This is a genomic window from Bacillus sp. KH172YL63 (assembly GCF_011398925.1).
In the GTDB taxonomy this organism is placed as follows: Bacteria; Bacillota; Bacilli; order Bacillales; family Bacillaceae_B; genus Rossellomorea.
The window spans coordinates 3,112,467-3,133,545 of the sequence record NZ_AP022842.1; the positions used below are offsets into that span (position 1 = coordinate 3,112,467).

20 protein-coding genes and 1 riboswitch are annotated in these 21,079 nt (G+C 46.6%); of the genes, 1 reads left to right on the top strand and 19 read right to left on the bottom strand.

Features of this window, described 5'->3' with window-relative positions:
- Positions 1-9: 9 nt before the first annotated feature.
- The 12 genes from KH172YL63_RS15945 to KH172YL63_RS16000 all read right to left on the bottom strand — a co-directional run bounded on the left by KH172YL63_RS15945 (position 10) and on the right by KH172YL63_RS16000 (position 10,665).
- Positions 10-519: a metallophosphoesterase gene (locus KH172YL63_RS15945; protein ID WP_173107030.1), complete on the bottom strand. Its 510-nt coding sequence runs from the start codon at positions 517-519 to the stop codon at positions 10-12.
- A gap of 12 nt (positions 520-531) precedes the next feature.
- A complete protein-coding gene (locus tag KH172YL63_RS15950; protein ID WP_173107031.1) occupies positions 532-1,128 on the bottom strand; it encodes an XTP/dITP diphosphatase in 597 nt (198 codons plus the stop codon).
- A 15-nt stretch (positions 1,129-1,143) separates the two neighbouring features.
- The gene (gene rph, locus KH172YL63_RS15955; RefSeq protein ID WP_173107032.1) at positions 1,144-1,881 is read right to left on the bottom strand and encodes a ribonuclease PH; all 738 of its coding nucleotides are present in this window, start codon (positions 1,879-1,881) and stop codon (positions 1,144-1,146) included.
- Positions 1,882-2,002: 121 nt separating this feature from the next.
- Positions 2,003-3,079, bottom strand: coding sequence for a GerMN domain-containing protein (locus tag KH172YL63_RS15960; RefSeq protein WP_173107033.1), 1,077 nt, complete (start codon positions 3,077-3,079; stop codon positions 2,003-2,005).
- Positions 3,080-3,200: 121 nt separating this feature from the next.
- Positions 3,201-4,001 carry a glutamate racemase gene (racE, locus tag KH172YL63_RS15965; RefSeq protein ID WP_173107034.1) on the bottom strand — a complete coding sequence of 267 codons (801 nt, stop codon included), beginning with the start codon at positions 3,999-4,001 and terminating at the stop codon, positions 3,201-3,203.
- Positions 4,002-4,010: 9 nt separating this feature from the next.
- Positions 4,011-4,469 (bottom strand): MarR family winged helix-turn-helix transcriptional regulator, encoded by a 459-nt coding sequence (locus KH172YL63_RS15970; RefSeq protein ID WP_173107035.1) that lies wholly within the window; start codon positions 4,467-4,469, stop codon positions 4,011-4,013.
- A gap of 326 nt (positions 4,470-4,795) precedes the next feature.
- Positions 4,796-5,020: a helix-turn-helix domain-containing protein gene (locus tag KH172YL63_RS15975; RefSeq protein WP_032087424.1), complete on the bottom strand. Its 225-nt coding sequence runs from the start codon at positions 5,018-5,020 to the stop codon at positions 4,796-4,798.
- A 134-nt stretch (positions 5,021-5,154) separates the two neighbouring features.
- Positions 5,155-5,625, bottom strand: a complete 471-nt coding sequence (locus tag KH172YL63_RS15980) for an acyl-CoA thioesterase (protein WP_173107036.1) — start codon at positions 5,623-5,625, stop codon at positions 5,155-5,157.
- 142 nt (positions 5,626-5,767) lie between these two features.
- The gene (locus KH172YL63_RS15985) at positions 5,768-7,348 is read right to left on the bottom strand and encodes a bifunctional metallophosphatase/5'-nucleotidase (protein WP_173107037.1); all 1,581 of its coding nucleotides are present in this window, start codon (positions 7,346-7,348) and stop codon (positions 5,768-5,770) included.
- Between the two features lie 104 nt (positions 7,349-7,452).
- A complete protein-coding gene (gene sdhB / locus KH172YL63_RS15990; protein WP_173107038.1) occupies positions 7,453-8,220 on the bottom strand; it encodes a succinate dehydrogenase iron-sulfur subunit in 768 nt (255 codons plus the stop codon).
- Complete coding sequence (gene sdhA, locus KH172YL63_RS15995; RefSeq protein WP_173107039.1) at positions 8,220-9,983, bottom strand: succinate dehydrogenase flavoprotein subunit; 1,764 nt, start codon at positions 9,981-9,983, stop codon at positions 8,220-8,222. Before sdhA ends, sdhB begins: the two co-directional genes overlap by 1 nt.
- A 73-nt stretch (positions 9,984-10,056) precedes the next feature.
- A complete protein-coding gene (locus KH172YL63_RS16000; RefSeq protein ID WP_173107040.1) occupies positions 10,057-10,665 on the bottom strand; it encodes a succinate dehydrogenase cytochrome b558 subunit in 609 nt (202 codons plus the stop codon).
- Between the two features lie 350 nt (positions 10,666-11,015).
- Between KH172YL63_RS16000 and KH172YL63_RS16005 the strand changes: the two genes are divergently transcribed.
- A complete protein-coding gene (locus KH172YL63_RS16005; protein WP_232066044.1) occupies positions 11,016-11,453 on the top strand; it encodes a YslB family protein in 438 nt (145 codons plus the stop codon).
- A gap of 127 nt (positions 11,454-11,580) precedes the next feature.
- Here the strand turns inward: KH172YL63_RS16005 and KH172YL63_RS16010 are convergent, their stop codons facing one another.
- The 7 genes from KH172YL63_RS16010 to KH172YL63_RS16040 form a co-directional block, all read right to left on the bottom strand.
- Positions 11,581-12,819 carry an aspartate kinase gene (locus KH172YL63_RS16010; protein ID WP_173107041.1) on the bottom strand — a complete coding sequence of 413 codons (1,239 nt, stop codon included), beginning with the start codon at positions 12,817-12,819 and terminating at the stop codon, positions 11,581-11,583.
- Positions 12,820-13,007: 188 nt separating this feature from the next.
- Positions 13,008-13,186: riboswitch (Lysine riboswitch) on the bottom strand.
- Between the two features lie 122 nt (positions 13,187-13,308).
- Positions 13,309-15,087 (bottom strand): excinuclease ABC subunit UvrC, encoded by a 1,779-nt coding sequence (uvrC, locus tag KH172YL63_RS16015; RefSeq protein WP_173107042.1) that lies wholly within the window; start codon positions 15,085-15,087, stop codon positions 13,309-13,311.
- On the bottom strand, positions 15,084-16,568 hold the full coding sequence (locus KH172YL63_RS16020) for a hypothetical protein (RefSeq protein ID WP_173107043.1): 1,485 nt from the start codon (positions 16,566-16,568) through the stop codon (positions 15,084-15,086). Before KH172YL63_RS16020 ends, uvrC begins: the two co-directional genes overlap by 4 nt.
- Positions 16,569-17,034: 466 nt before the next feature.
- Positions 17,035-17,955, bottom strand: coding sequence for an FTR1 family iron permease (locus tag KH172YL63_RS16025; RefSeq protein WP_173107044.1), 921 nt, complete (start codon positions 17,953-17,955; stop codon positions 17,035-17,037).
- 42 nt (positions 17,956-17,997) lie between these two features.
- A complete protein-coding gene (locus KH172YL63_RS16030) occupies positions 17,998-18,747 on the bottom strand; it encodes a hypothetical protein (protein WP_173107045.1) in 750 nt (249 codons plus the stop codon).
- Positions 18,748-18,859: 112 nt separating this feature from the next.
- Complete coding sequence (locus tag KH172YL63_RS16035; RefSeq protein WP_173107046.1) at positions 18,860-19,627, bottom strand: glycosyltransferase family 2 protein; 768 nt, start codon at positions 19,625-19,627, stop codon at positions 18,860-18,862.
- The gene (locus KH172YL63_RS16040) at positions 19,620-21,077 is read right to left on the bottom strand and encodes an alkaline phosphatase family protein (RefSeq protein WP_173107047.1); all 1,458 of its coding nucleotides are present in this window, start codon (positions 21,075-21,077) and stop codon (positions 19,620-19,622) included. The genes KH172YL63_RS16035 and KH172YL63_RS16040 overlap by 8 nt, the downstream gene beginning before the upstream one ends.
- Positions 21,078-21,079: the final 2 nt, after the last annotated feature.

Below are 21,079 nucleotides of genomic sequence, written 5' to 3' on the forward strand. Positions count from 1 at the left end.
CCTTCTGCCCTACAATTGAAAAGTCTGCGTCAGATCCTCCAGCACTTCATGATCATGCGTCATGAACTGTACCTTGATTTCATGATCGTTTGCTTCCAGCAATGCATACGTGCGCTCACTTCTTCCACGGGGCAGGAGGATGCTTCCCGGGTTCAGGAACAGGGTACCGTTCGACATTTCTGCTCCGAGCGTATGAGAATGGCCGAAGAAGACGAATTTGGCCCCTACTTCTTCCGCTTTGTATCTCAGCTTCATGAGGGACATCTTAATCCCGTAGTGATGACCGTGGGTGACCATGAAGGAATGGCCCTCTATCGTTTCGACAAGGTCATCCGGGAGACGTGCGTCCATGTCGCAGTTTCCCCGTACGCTCAAGTATGGTGACAGGGCCGGATCATCTGCACTCAGTTCTGAATCTCCGCAGTGGATCATCCCGTTGACGCTTGATCCATACTTTTCGGCAAGATCGATCAGTTCTTCTTTCGAACCGTGACTGTCACTTACGATTAATAATTTCATTCCGATCACCCTTTATACTAATTCTGATATCAATTTTCCGAGCTTCTTCAAGGCATGTCCACGGTGACTGATCTGGCTCTTTTCGTCATCCGTTAATTCTGCCATCGATTTCTGAAGGGAAGGAACGTAGAAGATCGGATCATATCCGAATCCGTTTGTCCCTCTCTTCTCTGTGAGGATCACGCCTTCACAAAGCCCTGTGACTGTCTTCGTTTCCATGTCAGGACCGGCAATGGCAAGGACACAGTGGAAACGGGCCGTGCGATCCGCCTCGTCGACACCTTGAAGTTCACTTAGCACTTTCTCCATGTTTGCTTCATCACTTTTCTCGAGACCTGCATAGCGTGCAGAATACACTCCCGGTCTGCCGTCCAGGGCATCGATCGCCAAGCCTGAATCATCCGCGATTACAAGCGCGTTCAGTTCCTTCGCAACGGTTTCTGCTTTCAGCACCGCGTTTTCCTCGAACGTTTCACCGGTTTCTTCTACATCCTCGATATGAGGAAGATCTAGTAATGTTTGTACCTCATAACCGTATGGGGCAAACATATGTTGAAACTCTTTCGCTTTTCCTCTGTTTTTCGTTGCAATGATCACTCGTTTTGTCATCGTTTCATCCACCCTTTATTGAAATCTGTTCACAATGTCGCCAAGCGCTTGTTTTTGATGTTCAAATAGTTCCTGGATCCCATCTTGCCCGAGCTTTAACATGTCCTGCAGCTGATTCATCGTGAAGGTCGCTTCTTCCCCTGTTCCCTGCAGCTCGACGAATTCTCCTTCGCCGGTCATGATGATATTCATATCGACCATGGCGCTGCTATCTTCCACGTAATTCAGGTCAAGGACCGCTCCAAGCTCTTCCACAATGCCGACACTCGTTGCCGCCAGGAAGCTCTTAAGAGGGAAGCTTGAGATTTTCTTATTATCCTGTAGCTTTGCAAGGGCGATGGCCATCGCCACGAAAGCACCGGTGATGGAAGCCGTTCTTGTCCCGCCGTCAGCCTGGATGACATCACAGTCGATCCAGATTGTCCGTTCCCCGATTGCATCAAGGTCAACGACCGCTCTCAGTGCACGGCCGATCAACCGTTGAATTTCCATCGTTCTTCCGGTGATTTTCCCTTTGGAAGATTCACGGATATTTCTCGATTCCGTCGCTCTCGGAAGCATGGAATATTCTGCCGTGATCCACCCTTTGCCGCTGTTTCTCATAAATGGAGGTACACGCTCTTCGATGCTCGCATTACAGATAACCTTCGTTTCACCTACCGTGATCAATACAGATCCTTCCGGGTGCTTCACGTAGTCTGTCTCGATCTCGATCTTCCGTAATTGATTCTTTTCTCTGCCATCAAATCTCATTATTGTTCCTCCTGTAATGTCAATTCGTTATGTAAAAGTCCCAATCAAAAATAGAAGAGGCGGCAGTCTGCCAACCTCTTTTTTTAAATGATTCTCTTATAGTATATCAAAAATTCACGTTTTAAAAACTAATTGCGTTCACATTTTCTGGTCGTGTCACCGGTTCGGTCAACACCTTGCCGTCTTTCGAGACGACAGTCGCCTCACCATTCACGAGTACCGAGACCCCTTTGATCCCTTTTTGTTCCGTTAAGGAAAGGACGAGGGAATTGAGCATATGTTCAGACACGATCTTTTCCTCAATGCTTCCATAGACCGCCTCATTAAAGTTCAACGTCACCGTTCCGTCTTCAAGCTTCGGCTTATCCAGCAGCTCTGCACCTGTAAAATCACTTGCGAGCGTCGAAGCATAGCCCGGTCCGTCTATCAACTCTTTCACCACCGCCGTGATTTCATCCACCTCATTTGAGCTGACCCGTTTGGTCACCGGAACATAATACGTCTTGTCATCGGTCTGGGACACATAATAGACAGTCAGCGGTTTGGTACTTGTAGGGTCGACCACCCCTTTTGTATCAATATTGATTCCGACTTTACGTGATAAGCCGTTTTCATCGATCGGTGTACCGTTCACCGGCATTTCCGTCAACGGATAACCGTTCACGCGGAGTTCCACTTTCTCAACCGAGTCGAACTGAGTCAACGTCCAGGTTACCGACTGGAGGATTTTCTGTTCATCTTCCGGCTGATAGTTGTTGAATTCTGGTGAAAAGTCGGCAATCGCCTTTCCGTCTTTGATGTCGACTGTCACCTGCGTATCGGCAGGAAGGACTGCACGGAATCCGTTCGGCAGGACATTTTGCACCGGCCCGTTCACAACGAGATACTCAAGGGCTTGTTTTGCCACGCTTTCCTGACCTGGAAGGGGCAGTGATTGGGAAACAACGTATCCGTTTTTATCGATCAAGTAAAGCTCTGTCATCACCGTTTCGGCAGCTGCTTCTTCGTTGCTCACTTTTTTCTCTGATTCCTCGCCTTTCGCTGTATCGACCTTTTCCCCTTCTTTTAAGTAACTGAGATCTTGAGGGGGATCAATCTTCTCCTTCCCATCACCGAAACTCAGTAATCCACAGCCGGAAAGGTATACAGAAGAAGCTAAAACCGTTACCGCAATTGACACCTTTGCTTTTTTTGCCATTGGGAAACCTCCTAAAAGACAGTTTGTACTAACATGTATACGAGCCCGCTTGGAAAAAAAGACCTAAACTTTTTGGAATTCAAGGACAAAGCATCAAAAAAAACCACCGGGCTGCAAGATGCTACGCTTGCAACCGGATGGTTTCTGCCTTTACTTCCCCAACGTTCAGCCAATCAGACGCGATTCTCGAGAAAATCGCCTGTGACCCTGTATTGAAAAAGCGGTGCTTCGGCTCCGATGCACCTCTGTATAGAAGATTGTAATAATCAAGGATCGTACTGACTTCACGTGCCGTTTCATCCCCTGAACTGATCACGCTCACTTCCCGTCCCATGTATGCCTGGATCTTGGGCTGCAGGAGCGGATAATGGGTACATCCGAGGATGAGCGTATCAATCCCAGATCCCCTCAGGCCATGAAGGGTTTCCGCCACGATATCATCTGCCATCGGACTGTCGTATTCCCCACTCTCTACTAGCGGCACGAACTTCGGACAAGAAAGGGACGTGACGTCAAGGCTTCCGTGGAGGGAGTGAAGAGCTTCCACATAAGCACCGCTGTTGATCGTCCCCACGGTTCCAAGGACACCGATCCGCTTATTATGGGTATGTTTGATCGCCGCCCGTGCGCCCGGATGGATGACCCCGATGACCGGGATGTCCAAATGGGTCTGGATTTCGTCAAGGACAACGGCTGTCGCTGTATTGCAAGCGATGATCAGCATTTTCATATCATACTGCATGAGATATTCGGTCATTTCCCATGTGAACCGTTTGACTTCCTCGGCTGATCTCGGTCCATACGGGCAGCGGGCCGTATCCCCCAGGTAATAGATGGTTTCTTTCGGTAACTGCCTCATCACTTCTTTTGCGACGGTCAAACCGCCTACGCCTGAATCAATGATGCCAATTGGTTGAATCACGTTATTCCCTCATTCTGGTTTAATTTCTTGATGGAGTTTTGCTAAGTTATCTTTCAATAATAGCACTTCCTCGGCTGAGAAATCCGTTAAGACGCTCTGTAAGTAATTCTGCCTTTTCTTAATCACTTCTTCAATAATCCTTTCGCCCTCTTTTAACATATGAATCCGGACGACACGGCGGTCCTTTTCGTCCTTTACCCGTTCTACCAGCTGATTCTTTTCCATTCTGTCCACCAGATCGGTTGTCGTGCTGCAGGCAAGGTACATTTTATTCGAAAGATCGCCAATGGTCATATCCCCGTCCTCGAATAACCACTGCAAGGCGATGAATTGAGGCGGTGTGATTGTATATTGACTTAGTATCTCCCGTCCCTTTTGTTTGATGATCGATGATATGTAACGCAGATCTTTTTCAATATCTGCAACGAACTGCAGATCTCCATTGGATTGATTCGAACGATGTGTCATGCATGATTCTCCTTTATAAATCAGTAGCTTTACTCTGTATGTATGAATATCTTCTCCAGGTGCCCACTTGGCAAAAACGCTGTAAGGAATAAGTTGAAATAAAAGCGATGGTGATCAGTCACTCCTGCAAGTGCGGGTCAAGAACTTCCCTGCAGGACTTGATGGGGCTAAGGACCCCTTACTAGCATTTTCGCCTTTTTCAGGTGAAATTTCAAGACAAGTTCGCCGAGGCCCACAACTAAAAGAGACTGACTCTCATTCAAACAGGCAGCGGCTTCCGCGAAGGATCCCCATCAATGTTTGATATCAGAATCAGTCCCTTACAATTAAAGCTTGAGTTCCCCCATGCGAAGAAGCTCTACAACAGCTTGAGATCGCCCCTTCACTCCAAGCTTTTGCATGGCGTTGGAAATATGATTTCGAACTGTTTTTTCACTAATAAAAAGATCACTTGCAATTTCTTTAGTGGTTTTGTCTTGGACTAACAGTTCGAATACTTCTTTTTCTCTTTTGGTGAGCAACGGTTTGTGTGTAAAATCATTGTCCTTCAATTATGGTAACCCTCCTTGCCTTCGCCAGCTTTAAACCGCGGGGATGGGTATTGTCGGTCGTCAGGATATCATATGTGAAGGTAGGGTTTGGAGTGACATAGAGAAGGAAGTTCTATGAAAAATAGGCAGCACACTTATGTCGGGCTTTCGACCACCCTGTTGCATTCGAGCTTCTTCTTCATTTCTTCCGTCCAAGGGACACCTTTTCCAGTGTGCTTAGATATTTGCACCATGGTCCCTCTACCTGTAAAGCAAATCTTGTCTTTTTCATTCAGTCCCATATAGTGTAGATCGACGGATGAATGACCAATCCGGTTTGCTTTCACATACACCCTCAACGTTTCATCAAAGAAAACCTGGTTCAAAAAGTCACACTGCAGGTCTGCAACGACCGGGATTGTATCATGCTTTGGACTCACCCAGCTTTGCATAAATCCAATGTGCTTGAAGTATTCGATTCGGGCTTCCTCGAAATAGGTGAATGGAATCGTATTATTCATATGTCCAAACATATCCGTCTCAGAAAACCGAACCTTTATATGGATAGAAAATGAGAATTCTTTTTTCCATGTTTCTATATCATCAATGTATGTAGAATGCTTCAAATTGGCTCCTCCTTTTATATATGGAAACAAGATAAAATGAATGGTGATTCATTCAATATCATTATACCTGTTTTCAGAAAAATAAGAAACCTTGAAAACCCAACAATAAAAGCAGCTCATAACGGCCGCTCTTTTTGTTGGGTTATTCTTTGTCCGCCTGCCTGATCCTTCCCTCGATTTCAGGGGACACGGGCGAGTGCTGTTGGAGGTAGTCACTCAACACGTCATACAGGCTGATGTAAAGTTCGGATATGCGGCCGGCATCTTTCGCTTCCCGGAAAACGGCATATCCGTCTCCCCCATTGGCAAGGAATCCATTGGTGGCCACACGGTACGACTGATCGGGATCAAGGGGCTTTCCTCCGATAAGGACGTCTGTCACCCTGCTGCCAGGATCTTTCGCCGGATCGAAACAGAAGGTGATTCCGGACACCTGGAGGAACCGGCCCGCTTCTTCTTCTACTTTTGCCACACTGTGCTCCAATGCCCGGAGGATTTCTTCCCCGGTGAGATCCAGCCTGACAAGTGCGGTTCCGAACGGTAAAACTTCGAGTACATCCCCTATTGTAATATCCCCTTTTGCCAATGATGTACGAATGCCGCCCCCGTTTTGAAACGCGATGTGGACAGGGGCGATGCTGTTCGCTTTTTCGACCATGCTGTCTGTTATGAGATTGCCGAGATTGGTCTCTTCTGTCCGGACAGAATGGCGGTCGCCGATCAGCGGCACCGTCGTAGATCCGATCACCTTTTGCTTCGCTTCTTGTATCGGCTCATCCAATTGTGCCAACCGCTCTTTCGCCCATGGATCGGCCGGGAATCTGTCATGGCCTTTTGCATCCTTTGCACGGAGCGGGATCAGTTCACCTTCCCAGCCCGTCAGCACCCCCTCTTTGGAAAAAGAGGCTTGGATTTTACCGAGATCATTCCCGTACTCATGGGCCTGCACAATCAACACAGGCCCACTTTTTCCATGATACACGATGGGATGCGGCAGCTTCGAATGGGAATGGCCGCCGATGATGACATCAATCCCCTCCACCGTTTGGGCGAGCACTTTGTCCTGAAGGATGCCCAAATGGGACAGGAGGATGATATGATTGACTCCCTTACTCTGAAGACTCGCTACCTCCTCCTTCACACGACGGGCTGCATCCTGGAATTGTATGTCAGCAGACGGGCTTGAAAGGAAAGCTGTGTCTTCCGTGGTGACACCGATGATTCCCACGTCCACACCCCTCACAGACTTGATGATGGATGGATATATTTTTCCACCCTCTGCTTTTTCCGGTGGCCCCTTTCCTATTAAAGGGGAAAGATACGGATCCCGGCGGACATCCACATTGCTGCTAATCACAGGAAAAGAAAGCTCTTTGATGAAATCAGCCAGCACGCCGCTTCCCCTATCAAATTCATGATTCCCAAACGTCATCCCGTCATAGCCGATCGCATTCATGAATTCGGCATCGGCCTGACCAAGATACTCGTTAAAATACAGCGTGCCTGAAAACACATCGCCTGCATCAAACAGGAGCGCTTCCCCATCTTTTTCCCTTTCTTTCTTAATTGCCGTATGAAGATACGGGATATTTTCCAGATGTGCATGAACATCATTTGTATGTAAGATCGTCAGCTCAAAGGTAGCCGGTTTTTCTACCGCGGCTGCTTTCCCTGTGAAAATAATCGTGATCAACAGAATACATGCAGCGATCGTCCGTTTCACATCCACCACTCCTAAACGTTTCCTTTTTGTCTACTATGCAGCAAAATGGGCTGTTTTATGAAAAACAAAAAGCACTCCCCCGAAGGAAAGTGCTTTTGCTGGTATCAGTCAACCATATGATCGCTTCCGAAGAAGTTCTTGAACATTTGGAAAGTGGTTTCCCTGTTCAGTGCGGCAATCGATGTTGTCAAAGGAATTCCTTTTGGACATGATTGAACACAGTTTTGGGAGTTTCCACAGTTTGCAAGGCCGCCGTCACCCATGATGGCTTCCAGACGCTCGTCCTGGTTCATCGCACCTGTTGGATGGGCGTTGAACAGACGTACCTGCGATAATGGCGCCGGACCGATGAAGTCCGATTTGCTGTTTACGTTCGGGCACGCTTCAAGGCATACTCCGCACGTCATGCATTTCGATAATTCATACGCCCACTGACGCTTTTTCTCCGGCATACGCGGTCCAGGACCAAGATCGTACGTTCCATCGATCGGGATCCATGCTTTGACCTTTTTCAAGCTGTCGAACATGCGGCTGCGGTCTACCTGCAGGTCGCGGACAACAGGGAATGTGCGCATCGGCTCAAGGCGGATCGGCTGTTCCAATTGATCGACAAGTGCCGTACATGACTGTCTCGGCTTCCCGTTGATCACCATTGAACAAGCTCCACACACCTCTTCAAGACAGTTCATGTCCCAGTTGATCGGAGTGGTTTGTTCCCCTTTGGCATTGACCGGGTTACGACGGATTTCCATCAGTGCGGAAATGACGTTCATATTCGGACGGTAATCTAGTTCGAACTCTTCTTGGAAAGGGGCTGCTTCCGGGCTGTCCTGACGAGTAATGATAAAACGGACTTTTTTATTTTCACTCATCATTTACTTCCCCCTTTGCTTTTAGAATAGTCACGCTTACGCGGCGGGATCAGTGATGTATCCACTTCCTCGTAATGGAACTCAGGTGAATTCGTCACGGCATTGTATTTCGCCATTGTCGTCTTCAGGAATTCTTCATCATTACGTTCCGGGAAGTCAGGCTTGTAATGGGCGCCGCGGCTTTCATCACGATTCAATGCGCCGATTGTGATGACACGGGCAAGCTGCAGCATGTTCCACAATTGACGGGTGAATGTCGCACCTTGGTTGCTCCATTTTGCCGTATCATTGATATTGATTTTTTTGTAACGCTCCATCAGTTCCAGGATCTTCTCATCGGTCTGCTTCAGCTTGTCGTTATGACGTACAACCGTTACGTTATCCGTCATCCATTCGCCAAGCTCCTTATGGATAACGTACGCATTTTCCGTACCATCCATAGACATGATGTCGTTCCATTTATCTTCTTCCTGCTTCACGTAGCGCTCAAACAGTTCAGATGGAACAGATTCGGACGTTTTCTCCAAACCTTCAATATATTTAATTGCGTTAGGACCGGCGACCATACCACCGTAAATCGCAGATAATAACGAGTTCGCACCCAGACGGTTACCACCGTGCTGTGAATAATCACACTCACCGGCAGCGAATAGACCAGGGATATTCGTCATTTGATCGTAATCAACCCATAATCCACCCATTGAGTAGTGAACGGCAGGGAAGATTTTCATTGGTACTTTACGCGGATCGTCACCCATGAACTTCTCATAGATTTCGATGATTCCGCCAAGCTTGATATCAAGCTCTTTAGAATCTTTATGGGAAAGATCCAGGTAAACCATGTTCTCTCCATTAATACCAAGCTTTTGATTCACGCACACGTCAAAGATTTCACGGGTGGCGATATCACGTGGTACAAGGTTTCCGTATGCAGGATACTTCTCTTCAAGGAAGTACCAAGGCTTACCGTCTTTATACGTCCAGACTCGTCCACCTTCACCACGGGCAGATTCACTCATGAGGCGGAGCTTATCGTCCCCGGGAATCGCAGTCGGATGGATCTGGATGAACTCACCATTTGCATAGTAAGCACCCTGCTGATACACGATCGATGCAGCTGAACCTGTATTGATGACAGAGTTTGTAGACTTACCGAAGATGATCCCCGGCCCGCCTGATGCCATGATGACTGCATCTGCTGCAAAGGATTTGATTTCCATCGTTTGAAGGTTTTGCGCCACGATCCCACGTGCGACGCCTTCGTCATCAATGACGACCCCAAGGAATTCCCAACCTTCGAACTTGCTTACTAATCCAGCCACTTCATGGCGGCGTACCTGCTCGTCCAGTGCATATAACAACTGCTGACCAGTTGTCGCACCTGCGAATGCGGTTCTGTGATGCTGAGTCCCACCGAAACGACGGAAATCAAGCAATCCTTCCGGCGTACGGTTGAACATGACACCCATACGATCAAGCAAGTGGATGATCCCAGGTGCCGCTTCCGTCATCGCTTTGACAGGCGGTTGATTGGCTAAGAAATCCCCGCCATAAACCGTATCGTCAAAATGTTCCCAAGGAGAGTCCCCTTCTCCCTTCGTATTAACGGCTCCGTTAATACCGCCTTGTGCACATACAGAGTGAGAACGCTTTACGGGTACCAGTGAGAATAAATCGACTTGCGTTCCTTTTTCTGCTGCTTTAATTGTGGCCATCAGGCCGGCTAAACCGCCACCGACAACGATGATTTTGCCTTTACTCATCGTGACTCACTCCTTTTCCTACCATACTTCGAGAGCACTTATTTAATCTATCAGACTCGCATATCATTCATTCTTATACGAAGGCAAAGATTGCACGCATACCGACAATCGATAATGCCACAAAAATCCCGATCGTAACATATGTAGCAATTAATTGAGAACGTGGTGTAACCGTAAGTCCCCAGCTCACGCAGAATGACCATAAGCCGTTTGCGAAGTGGAAGATCGTTGAAAGCACACCAAGCACGTAAAATCCTAACATAAATGGATTCGATAAAATGTTTTCCATCATTTGAAAGTTCACTTCAGCTCCAAAAGCTGCCGCTACCCTTGTTTCCCAGATATGCCATGTTACGAAAATGAATGTGATCACTCCGGAAACACGTTGAAGCAAAAACATCCAGTTACGGAAATAACCGAACCTGCTTGCATTATTCTTTGAAGTGAATGCAATATAGATTCCGTAAATCGCATGGAAATACAATGGAAGGAAGATGATAAAGAGTTCAAGGAAATAACGGAAAGGAAGACTTTCCATAAAGTGTGCCGCTTGGTTAAATGACTCTTCCCCACCAGTGGCAAAATGGTTCACGACTAAATGTTGTGTTAAAAATAATCCAACTGGAATAACACCTAGCAATGAATGAAGCCTGCGATAATTAAATTCTCGATTTCCAGCCATGATTTACCCCCCTTAATGATAAAATATGAATTCGCTTTCTAATTCTATCTACCAATATTAGACAGCGATACATATTTTATATTGTAACAATAATGTGACATGTTCATTTTACTCCCAAGGAGTGGAAGCGTCAAGAAAACGTATTCATAATTTCGACAATATCGCAAAAATATTTTTAATATATTGATAACGAAAAAGAAGCGGTTTTCCCTGTTAAAATATTTGAAAATTTAAACAAATGGAGAAATAATATTATAGCGCCAAAATATCCCAACGTCATTTTTTCATTGTATGGGATGATAATTCCCCTTTTCATGTATATAATAGTTTTATAGAAAGAGGGGATTTACTTGGAACAGAAAAATGAAGAAATACAGCAGCCGTCCGTTCCAATCTTCGGATATGAAATGTTACGAGACATATTGATTCCAGATATTTTAGGCAAACATACGCCGGATATTCTCTACTGGGGTGGAAAACAGCTTTCCCGGAAGTTCCCCCTTCATTCAACCGAGGAATTATCATCATTCTTCACTGAAGCCGGCTGGGGAAATCTGACGCTTCTGGAACAAAAGAAAAGCGAGATGACCTTTGAATTAAACGGACCGGTGATCGAACGGCGCCTGGCACTGAAAACAGATGTCAACTTCAAGCTGGAAACAGGGTTTCTTGCGGAACAAATCCAACTGCAGAGAAAATGCGTGGCAGAAGCTGCCGATGAAATACATAAGCGGAATCATTCCGTGAAAATCGTCGTGAGATGGGACGATAAAGACATCATAGAATAAATCAACTTTAGTGACTACATCCAGGCAAGACTCAGCATGTTTTCAAAAAAGAATCCGAACTCATTCGATCTTTAGCAAGATTTTCGAATGATCGTTCGGATTTTTTTTATTCTTTTTCACCTTTATGTTACAGCGTGACTTCCTCCACTTTCACGGCATCTAGGTTGAACGCCGTATGCAGGACGCGGGCTGCTTTTTGCATATATTCTCCGTCCACGACTGTTGATACTTTGATTTCTGATGTGCTGACCATTTTGACAGTGATGTCATTCTGGGCCAATACTTCGAACATTTCCGCTGCAACACCTGGGTTTGAAATCATGCCGGATCCGACGATGGATACTTTCGCAAGTCCGCTTTCATGTTCAACATGGGTAAATTTCAGTACATTTTTATTGCGCTCGAGCACAGACAGGGTTTCTTCAAGATCCTGTTCTTTGATCGAGAAAGATAAGTTGGTTGTATTCTGGTCGGTTTGGGTCTGGATGATGATATCTACATTCAGATGATTCTTGGCAAGTGTCGTGAACACGGAAGAAAGGCCCGTCAACGCATTTTGGAGTCCGAATACCGTGACCCGTGTGATGTCATTTTCAAATGCTACTCCTCTTACAATCAGGTTTTGTTCCATGCTTGCTTCCTCCTCAATATACGTTCCTTCTGCTCTTTCAATACTGGATCTTACTTCCAGCGGGATTGAATAGTTTTTCGCAAACTCCACCGCCCTCGGATGCAGGACGCCTGCACCGAGATTGGCCAGTTCAAGCATTTCATCATAAGAGATGGACGGTAATTTCCTTGCTCCTTCAATAAAGCGGGGATCAGTCGTATACACCCCGTCCACGTCTGTATAAATATCACAGCGTTCCGCTTTCAGCGCAGCTGCGATCGCAACCGCCGTCGTATCCGAGCCGCCGCGGCCCAGGGTGGTGATTTCCCCTGCTTCAGTCATGCCCTGGAATCCGGCTACAATGACGACTCTTCCTTCCTGAAGGTTCGCCTCGATTTTCTCAGTATGGATGTTTGTGATCCTCGCGTTGCTGTGTACGGATTCGGTTTCGATCCCGGCCTGCCAGCCTGTAAATGAAATGGCGTCATGCCCGGCCTGGATGAGGGCCATCGTCAGCAGGGATATCGTCACCTGCTCTCCGGTTGAGAGCAGCATATCCATCTCCCGTTTGCTCGGCTGTGATGTAATCTCCCTTGCAAGACCTACAAGCGTATCGGTCGTTTTCCCCATGGCAGACACCACGACGACGACATCATTCCCTCTTTCTTTTTCTTCAGCGATCCTTGACGCAACATTTTGAATTCTGTCTACAGACCCGACTGAAGTCCCACCGAATTTCTGAACAATAATACTCACGACTTCTCCCTCTTTCTGAGCGCAAATCCATGGCTCAATTTTTATGATGAAGAGTAATCACAATCATCCTATGTGTTCACATACAGGCCTGAAACAGACCTCATTGCTGATAATAAAAAAAGCAATGAGAATGATATCTCATTGCTTTATGAACATACAGCGGAACATACGTAATAGGTTCATTGGCATTGTGAGATAGCTCTCCAAGATTGAATCATCTTGACAATCCTACATTTCTTAAACGCAGGACCAGCGGAAACAGCATGAGACTATAACCACTTCGGCGATTCTCCCCTTTCCAGGCATCTCAACGGAGCTCATACTCCTCTTCACCTGTACTCTTGAAGTTCGCACCTCTATCACCACTTTAAAAAGTGATAATGTATAAATTTTCATTTATTATAGCACACGGGATTTCGTGATACAATGTGCATTTTCAAATTAGCTACTTTTATCATGGTTTTTGCAAATCGTATTACAGACTACTTTCTAAGTATTCTGCTTCAGCTTCTCCACCAAATCCTTTGCGACTGCTTCAGGAATCCCAATCTCGGTGAATTGTTCAACACTGGCTTCTTTCATTTTCTTCATGGAACCAAAATGCTTCAGCAGCTGCTTTTTCCTCTTTGGTCCAATCCCGTCAATGTCATCAAGCGTAGATTGAAATGCGCTCTTCCCTCTGAGCTGACGGTGGAAGGTGATGGCGAAACGGTGGACTTCGTCCTGGATCCGCTGCAGAAGATAGAATTCCTGGCTTCGTTTCTCAAGCGGTACAATCTGTAGGGGATTCCCGTATAGCAGCTCGGACGTCTGGTGCTTGTCGTCCTTCGCCAGTCCACCAATCGGGATATCGAGTCCCAGTTCCTGCTCCAGCACTTCTCTCGCTGCTTCGATTTGTCCTTTTCCTCCATCGATGATGATGAGGTCGGGTAAAGGCAGCCCGTCTTTCAATACTCTGCTGTATCTTCTCCGGACAACTTCCCTCATGGAATCATAATCATCCGGACCGGTAACGGTCTTGATCTTGTACTTACGGTATTCTTTCTTCTCCGGTTTGCCGTCGATGAAGACAATCATCGCCGAAACCGGGTCTGATCCCTGGATGTTCGAGTTATCGAACGCTTCGATCCTGAACGGGGTATAAATCCCCATATGCTCCCCGAGTCGTTCAATGGCTTTGATCGTCCGTTCTTCATCCCTTTCGATCAGGGCAAATTTTTCACCGAGTGCCTGGCTCGCATTTTTCTCGGCAAGCTTCACCAGTTCCTTCTTCTTACCACGTTGAGGCTGTGTGATTTTCACATCCAGCAGCTTTGCCGCCAGTTCCACATCGATACTTTCCGGTAGGAATATTTCCTTCGGCTTAAAATGATTGGATTTAGAATAGAACTGCCCTAGGAACGTCAGGAATTCACCTTCTGGTTCATCATAGACAGGGAACAAGGAAACGTCCCGTTCTATGAGCTTCCCTTGCCGGACGAAGAACACCTGCACACACATCCAGCCTTTATCAACCGAATAGCCGAACACATCACGGTCGGTGAAATCGGTCATCGTCATTTTCTGTTTTTCCATCGTCGCTTCGATGTGGAGGATCTGGTCCCTGAATTCCTTTGCTCTTTCAAATTCCAGATTCTCCGCCGCCTCGTTCATCTTTTCCGTCAACTGTTTCTTGATGTCTTTATATCCTCCATTAAGAAACCTGGAAATCTCATCGACCATTTCACGGTATGTATCCTTGCTCACTTCTTTGATGCACGGGGCGAGACATTGCCCCATATGGTAGTAAAGGCATGCCCTGTCAGGAAGGGTCGTGCATTTCCGCAGAGGATACAGCCGGTCAAGCAGCTTCTTCGTTTCATTCGCCGCCCCGGCGTTCGGGTACGGTCCGAAATACCTCCCCTTTCCCCGTTGTACTTTACGGGTGGTGATGAGCCTCGGATGCCGTTCATTGGTCAATTTGATGAACGGATAGCTTTTATCATCCTTCAGCATGACGTTGTATTTCGGGTCATATTTTTTGATCAAATTCATCTCAAGGACGAGGGCTTCAAGGTCTGATGAGGTCATGATGTATTCAAAGTCCTCGATCTCCCCGACGAGACGCTGGGTCTTCGCGTCATGTGAACCGGTGAAGTATGATCGGACCCGGTTTTTCAGCACCTTTGCCTTGCCTACATAAATGATCGTCCCCTGTCTGTCCTTCATTAAATAACATCCTGGCTGATCGGGGAGCAGCGCTAATTTATTCGTGATATTCTGATTCATCGGTCTTCCTCCCCTCTGGTTTTGGTGTTGAGCTTGCCTTGATATTTATACAATGTAATCTCATGATAGACGGGATCCATGAGTTCATTTGATTCAAATTGTTTTATCTTCTTGAAGGAATCAACAGGTACTCCCTGCTGACGGAACCCTTCAAGAACTTTATCGGTTACATAAATATCCCGGTCAGGATAATATCCTGCATCCACTGAAAACACCTCATACGTTTCCACTTTTTCGTGGCGGAAAGGAACGGAGAGATACTCAAACACCCTCGACTCTTCCCACGTATACACGATCAGTGGCTCATCTTTCTTCTCAAGAAAATGGGCGAGCTGATAAACAGCCGGAATATCAGAATGATGACTATATAATAGCTTCCCTGTATGAAAAACCTGAAACATCAATAGAAGCGAAAGTATCATCAGACGGATGGGAGATTGCCTGCCGGAGTAAACCTTCACGGTAATAAGGAATATCCCCATTCCGATGAGCGGCAGTGCGTGACGGGGCTTCATCACATTCTGGGCAAAAAGCGCCCACAGAAGATAACCCCCGAGAAGGACAAGTATCAGCCTGATCATCATATGACGATTGACACGAGCCTTCCACGCCAAGAGCAGAGCTGATACCAAAAGTACGAGAAGAGGGACGGACCTCGCCACGCCACCTGTCCACATCGTGTTTTCAAACAGCAGTTTGCTGCCCCGCTCAAAGAGTCCGAGGTCCGACGCGCCGATCGCACCGCCCCATTCCTGGAAATGCCCGTTTGTAAACGAGAACGCCAGGCGGAGAAAGCTACTGTATCCCCCTTCTGAAATCGAGATGGCAGTAACCCAAAGGAGCTGAAAGAGAATCCCGATGACAAGAAAGAGTGGGATCTCTTTCACTTTGAGCGTTCCACTTCTCCACTTTATTCCCATCACCATCAGGATTCCCACTCCGAGCGCTACATATGAAAGCCTGATCCCAAGGAGCAGGCTGAATACAAACAGCGGCACAATCAAAAATCCTTTATGTGCCCGGTCGTGGGCGTACACCAAACTCCATATGTACCACCACATCATCCCAATCGCAGCCCCTTCTGACATCGGTTGATTCACCATCAAAACCGTGAAGCTGCTACTATAAAGAATCGCCACAGCCATGATGGATTGAGAAGGCTGAACGAGCCGCTTCACCAGAAGGAACATCGGGATCATCCCGCTTCCGTACAGGAGGATATTAAAAAGGGACAGTGATTTGGCCGGATCATCCACCAGGAGATGAAGGGCTTTCCCGCCCAGAATAAAATAAGGGTACCCGGGGAAGTGTGGCCGCATTTGATACATATCAAAATGCACCACCCCAAGGGAGAAATCCACCATATCCCACGTGGCTGCAAAGGCAGGCACCCACATCCATTGAAGGATCAATACAAGCACAACCGCCGCTGCCCCCAACCCATTCGGCCAACTCACATACTTCTCTACATTCCACTTCACGCACTTCACCCTCGAACTATGATAACGATTAAAATATTATTGGTTTTTGTTCTGCTTTTTGATTAGAACTATACTCTGAAAATGTTGGGGGAATTCCTTATACCACAACTGGAAAAATAGTCCCCTGATTATCTATAAAGGATTTACTTAAAATGATCATACATGTTTAACACTTCACTTTGAAGTTGATTGGAGCGGAAGATGCTCGACTCCTGCGGGAACTGATGGACAGGTGAGACCCCGCAGGACGAAGTCCGAGGAGGCTCACCGCCATCCCCGCGGAAAGCGAGCATCTGGAGCGGAAATCAACCCAGCACTTTCTAAGTCATAATCGAGAGTTACTAAAACATTTTAAATAAATAGTTTACCTAAAAAAAGAACCAAACACCATTCCTCTAAAAAGTGTACACCTTTCGAAAAGGGTGTTCAATCTTTAAGAACAACGGGGTTTGGAACTTCACTACCCTTATTTGGTTTGTGGACTTAATTCAGATACAGTCGATTTCACCGGCTGCTTCGCTTCAACCGTTTTCGGCTTTGATGAAGTCAGGAAGTAGATCGCTACAAAGTAGCCGATGTACGAAATCACTTCCTCAATCGAAGGCATCGATGAGTAGCCGAACAATGCTTTCAGAAAGATACCGACATCACCTGATAACAGCGGTGCACTTCCTGTATCCCTTAAGAAATGAGCATAGTCGATAGGATGCTCAGGCAGGATCCATGTCAGATCATACAGATGAGGGATCACGCTGCCGATCATGCCGATATCCTGCATCATTGAAATCGCCTGAACGAGTAATCCTGCAGAGATCAAGATGATAAAGGCACCTGTCACTTTAAAGAAGCTCTTGAGGGAAATACGCATCGTTCCCTTGAAGAACAGATAAGCGACCAATGCACCGATCGCAACTCCAGTGATCGCGCCCCATCCCTGCATGGCAGCCCCGATATCCCCACCGGTGATGGCTGCGAAGAAGAAGACGGTCTCTACACCTTCACGAAGGACGACAAGGAATGAATGGATGACCATCCCGACGATATTGCCGGTTGTGATGAACGTCTTCATCTTGCCCTCCATATTGCCTTTAAGGTCCCGGCTGTGTTTTGCCATCCAGAAAACCATTTGCGTAAGGAGGATGGAAGAAATCAGCATGATGCTTATTTTCAAGTATATTTCACTGCCCATGGCAGCAAATCCGGTAAATACGAGTTGAAACAACATGGCCACTCCGACACTTGCGAGTACTGCCAATCCGGCTCCGAGCCAAACATACTTCGTATAGTGACCAAAATCCATTTTCTTCAGATAGGTCGTGATGATCCCAATGATCAGTAATGCTTCCAGCACTTCACGAAAGGTAATCAGCAAAGCTTGAATTTCCAAAGTAATTCCTCCTTACCAGGTCAATCCCCGACTGTTATGTTCTCATTTCCGTTTTCTGACCGCGTAGACGATCGCAGCTGCAAGCCCCGCCACAATGATGATGATCGGCAGCCAGTTTTTCAGATTTGAAATATCCGTCCACTCTTGTTTCCCTGAAGATTCCTCGGTGGCGCTTTCTGCGAAATGCCCCACTTCAAGGCTTTTGATATTGAATTCTTCTTGCAGGGAATCCAGTATGAATGTTTTATTTTCTTTAAACGCCTCTTGATCGGATTTCTTCGTTCCGACGCCGAACAAACCAGGATTCCCTAACGATTCCAGCGCTTGATCGAACGCTTCCCGGATCTTCCCATCCAATTCAGGATTTTCCCCTTCTACTTTCGGGGAGAGCGTTTTATATGTAGCAAATCCTTTTGCAAGTAATCGCTTACTAGTATCATATTCAGAAAAGTTTTGATCAATCCCCTCAAGTCTTCTTGCGATATTGAGGACGAGCAGTTCATCAAAATGTTGGATGACCTTTTCTTTTTCTTTGTTGTCAAGTTCATCGAGAATGACCTGGGAAGGTTTTTCTCCCATATGCTGGTCCACTTCTTCTTGAACGGTTTCGTAAATTTTCTTGGACTCTTTGTAATTCGGAGGGTCTTCATCGAGCTTGATCATGATTTCTTTATAAGCTTCTGCTATTTTCTCTTCACTCGGATCTCCATATGAATAGGCGGATGCCGTTGAAGAAAAAACGATGTTATATAGTAAAAACAGTAGTGTAAACGTGGTGAACGTCTTTTTCATATATGTAACCCCTCCTGGTAATAATGATAATGATTATCATTCGTATTGTCAATAAAAAATAAGCACTTCATCATGCGATGAGAGTACTTATTTTCTCCGGAGAAAGCCCCGTTTATTTAGCAAAAGTATTACTTCCTTCGTTGATCGGGATGAGATGGGCCTTTTCTTCCACATATACTTTCTCAACAGGCTTTCTCATTTCCTTGTAGATCGCCGGCAGCACCGAGGACATATACGATTGGAACTTGATAAAGGACCTTCCTGTCGTTCTCACGTAGTAAAGAATCGGAATTTCCTTCACCCTGAATCCTTTTCGGACGAGGTTGAGGGTGAGCACCTGGGCATAATTATAATCATGGATGATTTCTGCATGCTCCATTGTCTGCCTTGAGAACGCCCTCATTCCTGACTGACCGTCATAAATCCATTTCATGAGCAGGATGGATTGAAGCGCCGTGAAGCAATAGTTTCCCAGTCTGCGGTGAAGCTTCATGCCGTTGATTGTTCCGAGGAATCTAGATCCCATCGTATAATCCGCTTCCCCGTTAAAGATCGGGAGCAGGAGATCCGGGATTTGTTCAGGTGGGTATTCACCGTCTGCATCAATCATCACACCGATGTGTGCGCCCAATTCAACCGACGCTTTCAATCCCTCTCTTACCGCAGCCCCGAGGCCCTGGTTTCTTTCAAATGTGATGATATGGTCGGCACCGGCATGTCTGGCGACTTCAACCGTCCTGTCCGTTGAGCCGTCATTGATGACGAGCACTTCTACCTCTACCCATGGATGAATCGATCGGGGCACACGCTTGATCACGTCCCCGATTGATTCTTCTTCATTGTGGGCAGGCATAAATACGATGACTTTCTGCTTATTCATGCTGCTTCCAACCCTCTTTCATTGCCTCTTTTAATACAGGGCCCCTGCTGTGGCTCGGATATGGTGCACCGAGCAGGTACGCAATCGTTGGTGCCATGGAGACAAGGCTTCTTTTCTCCTGGACTTTCTCCCCTTGCTTCACACCAGGACCGACCATGAAGAAAGGGACATACCGCTCTCCTTCATCGAGGTGGCCGTGTCCGCCGATCCCGTCTGCCTGGCCATGATCGGCACAGATCATCAAGGTCGTGTTCTCCATCTTCCCAGAAGCTTCGAGCCACTCGACGTATTCCTGTATCAACGCATCTGCTTCTTGAATCTTTTCGATATATTCATCATACAGCACACCTCTGCTGTGGCCGATTTGATCGGTTCCGATCAATTGGACGATGAACAGATCCGGATCTTGTTCTTCCATGATCACTTTCGCTTTGTTGATGATGTTCCGGTCTGCCTTGTCTTTATGCATGACAGCCGTTACCGTCTCCACGTCTTTGCCAAATGAATCGACTAAGTGAGCGATACCGAGCATCTTCCCTTTCTTCCCTACTTTCCGGAGTGAATCAAAGATGCTCTCCACCTTGATCCCGAGCTTCCATACCATATTCGATTTCATGCCGTGCTCCCGTGGATAGGTGCCTGTGAACATGGAAGAGAAACACACAACGGTCCTTGCAGGGTACACCGTCTCCATATTCAAATATTCTGTCCCTCTTTCCATCAGAGAGTCAAGATAAGGTGTGTCCGCTTCATAAAACCGTTCTTTCCTCATTCCATCTATCACAATGACCACGACTTTATCGTTCAGCGCTTCCTCATTTAGAGGTTCATCATCCGTGAATGAATCATATTGTTTCGGTTTCCAGTCAAAGAGATAATAATGAAGGACGAAAGCAAGGATCAGGATTCCCCCATATAAGAAGAAGTAAGTCATAGGAACTGCCTCGCCATTTGACAGGTGGGTCATGATCCCGTTCCACACAGCCAGCAACAATAAGAATTTCGGCAGCTGCTCCTGGGCATTCCCGCTTGTCGAGTCACTGTTCTTCAAGACGAGCTTCCAAAATCTTGTGAAGTTCAGCCAATCCGTTCCGATCCGGAGGTGATAATAAAACGTTCCCCAGAAAAACACGGTAAAAAAGAAATACAATCCGATCCCAAGTCCCCAAAGACTCAGGTCTGGTGTGTCAAATAAAATCAGGAACCCTATGACAGGTATCCATAAATAGTTGCGTAAAAACAACGGGAAATCATAAAAGAAATATACAATGAACAACGGAAGGGTAAACAGTAAACTGATCAGGAAAGGAAGGACCTCTCCGTTTAGCAGTTCCTGAAAATGAAAGATCATCATCGTCCCCACCACAAAAATCGGGGTGAATGGCTTTCCTTCATTGAGCAGGTTCCACCCTCGCGCCGCTACTTTTTCAAATTTTGATGCACTCTTCAAAC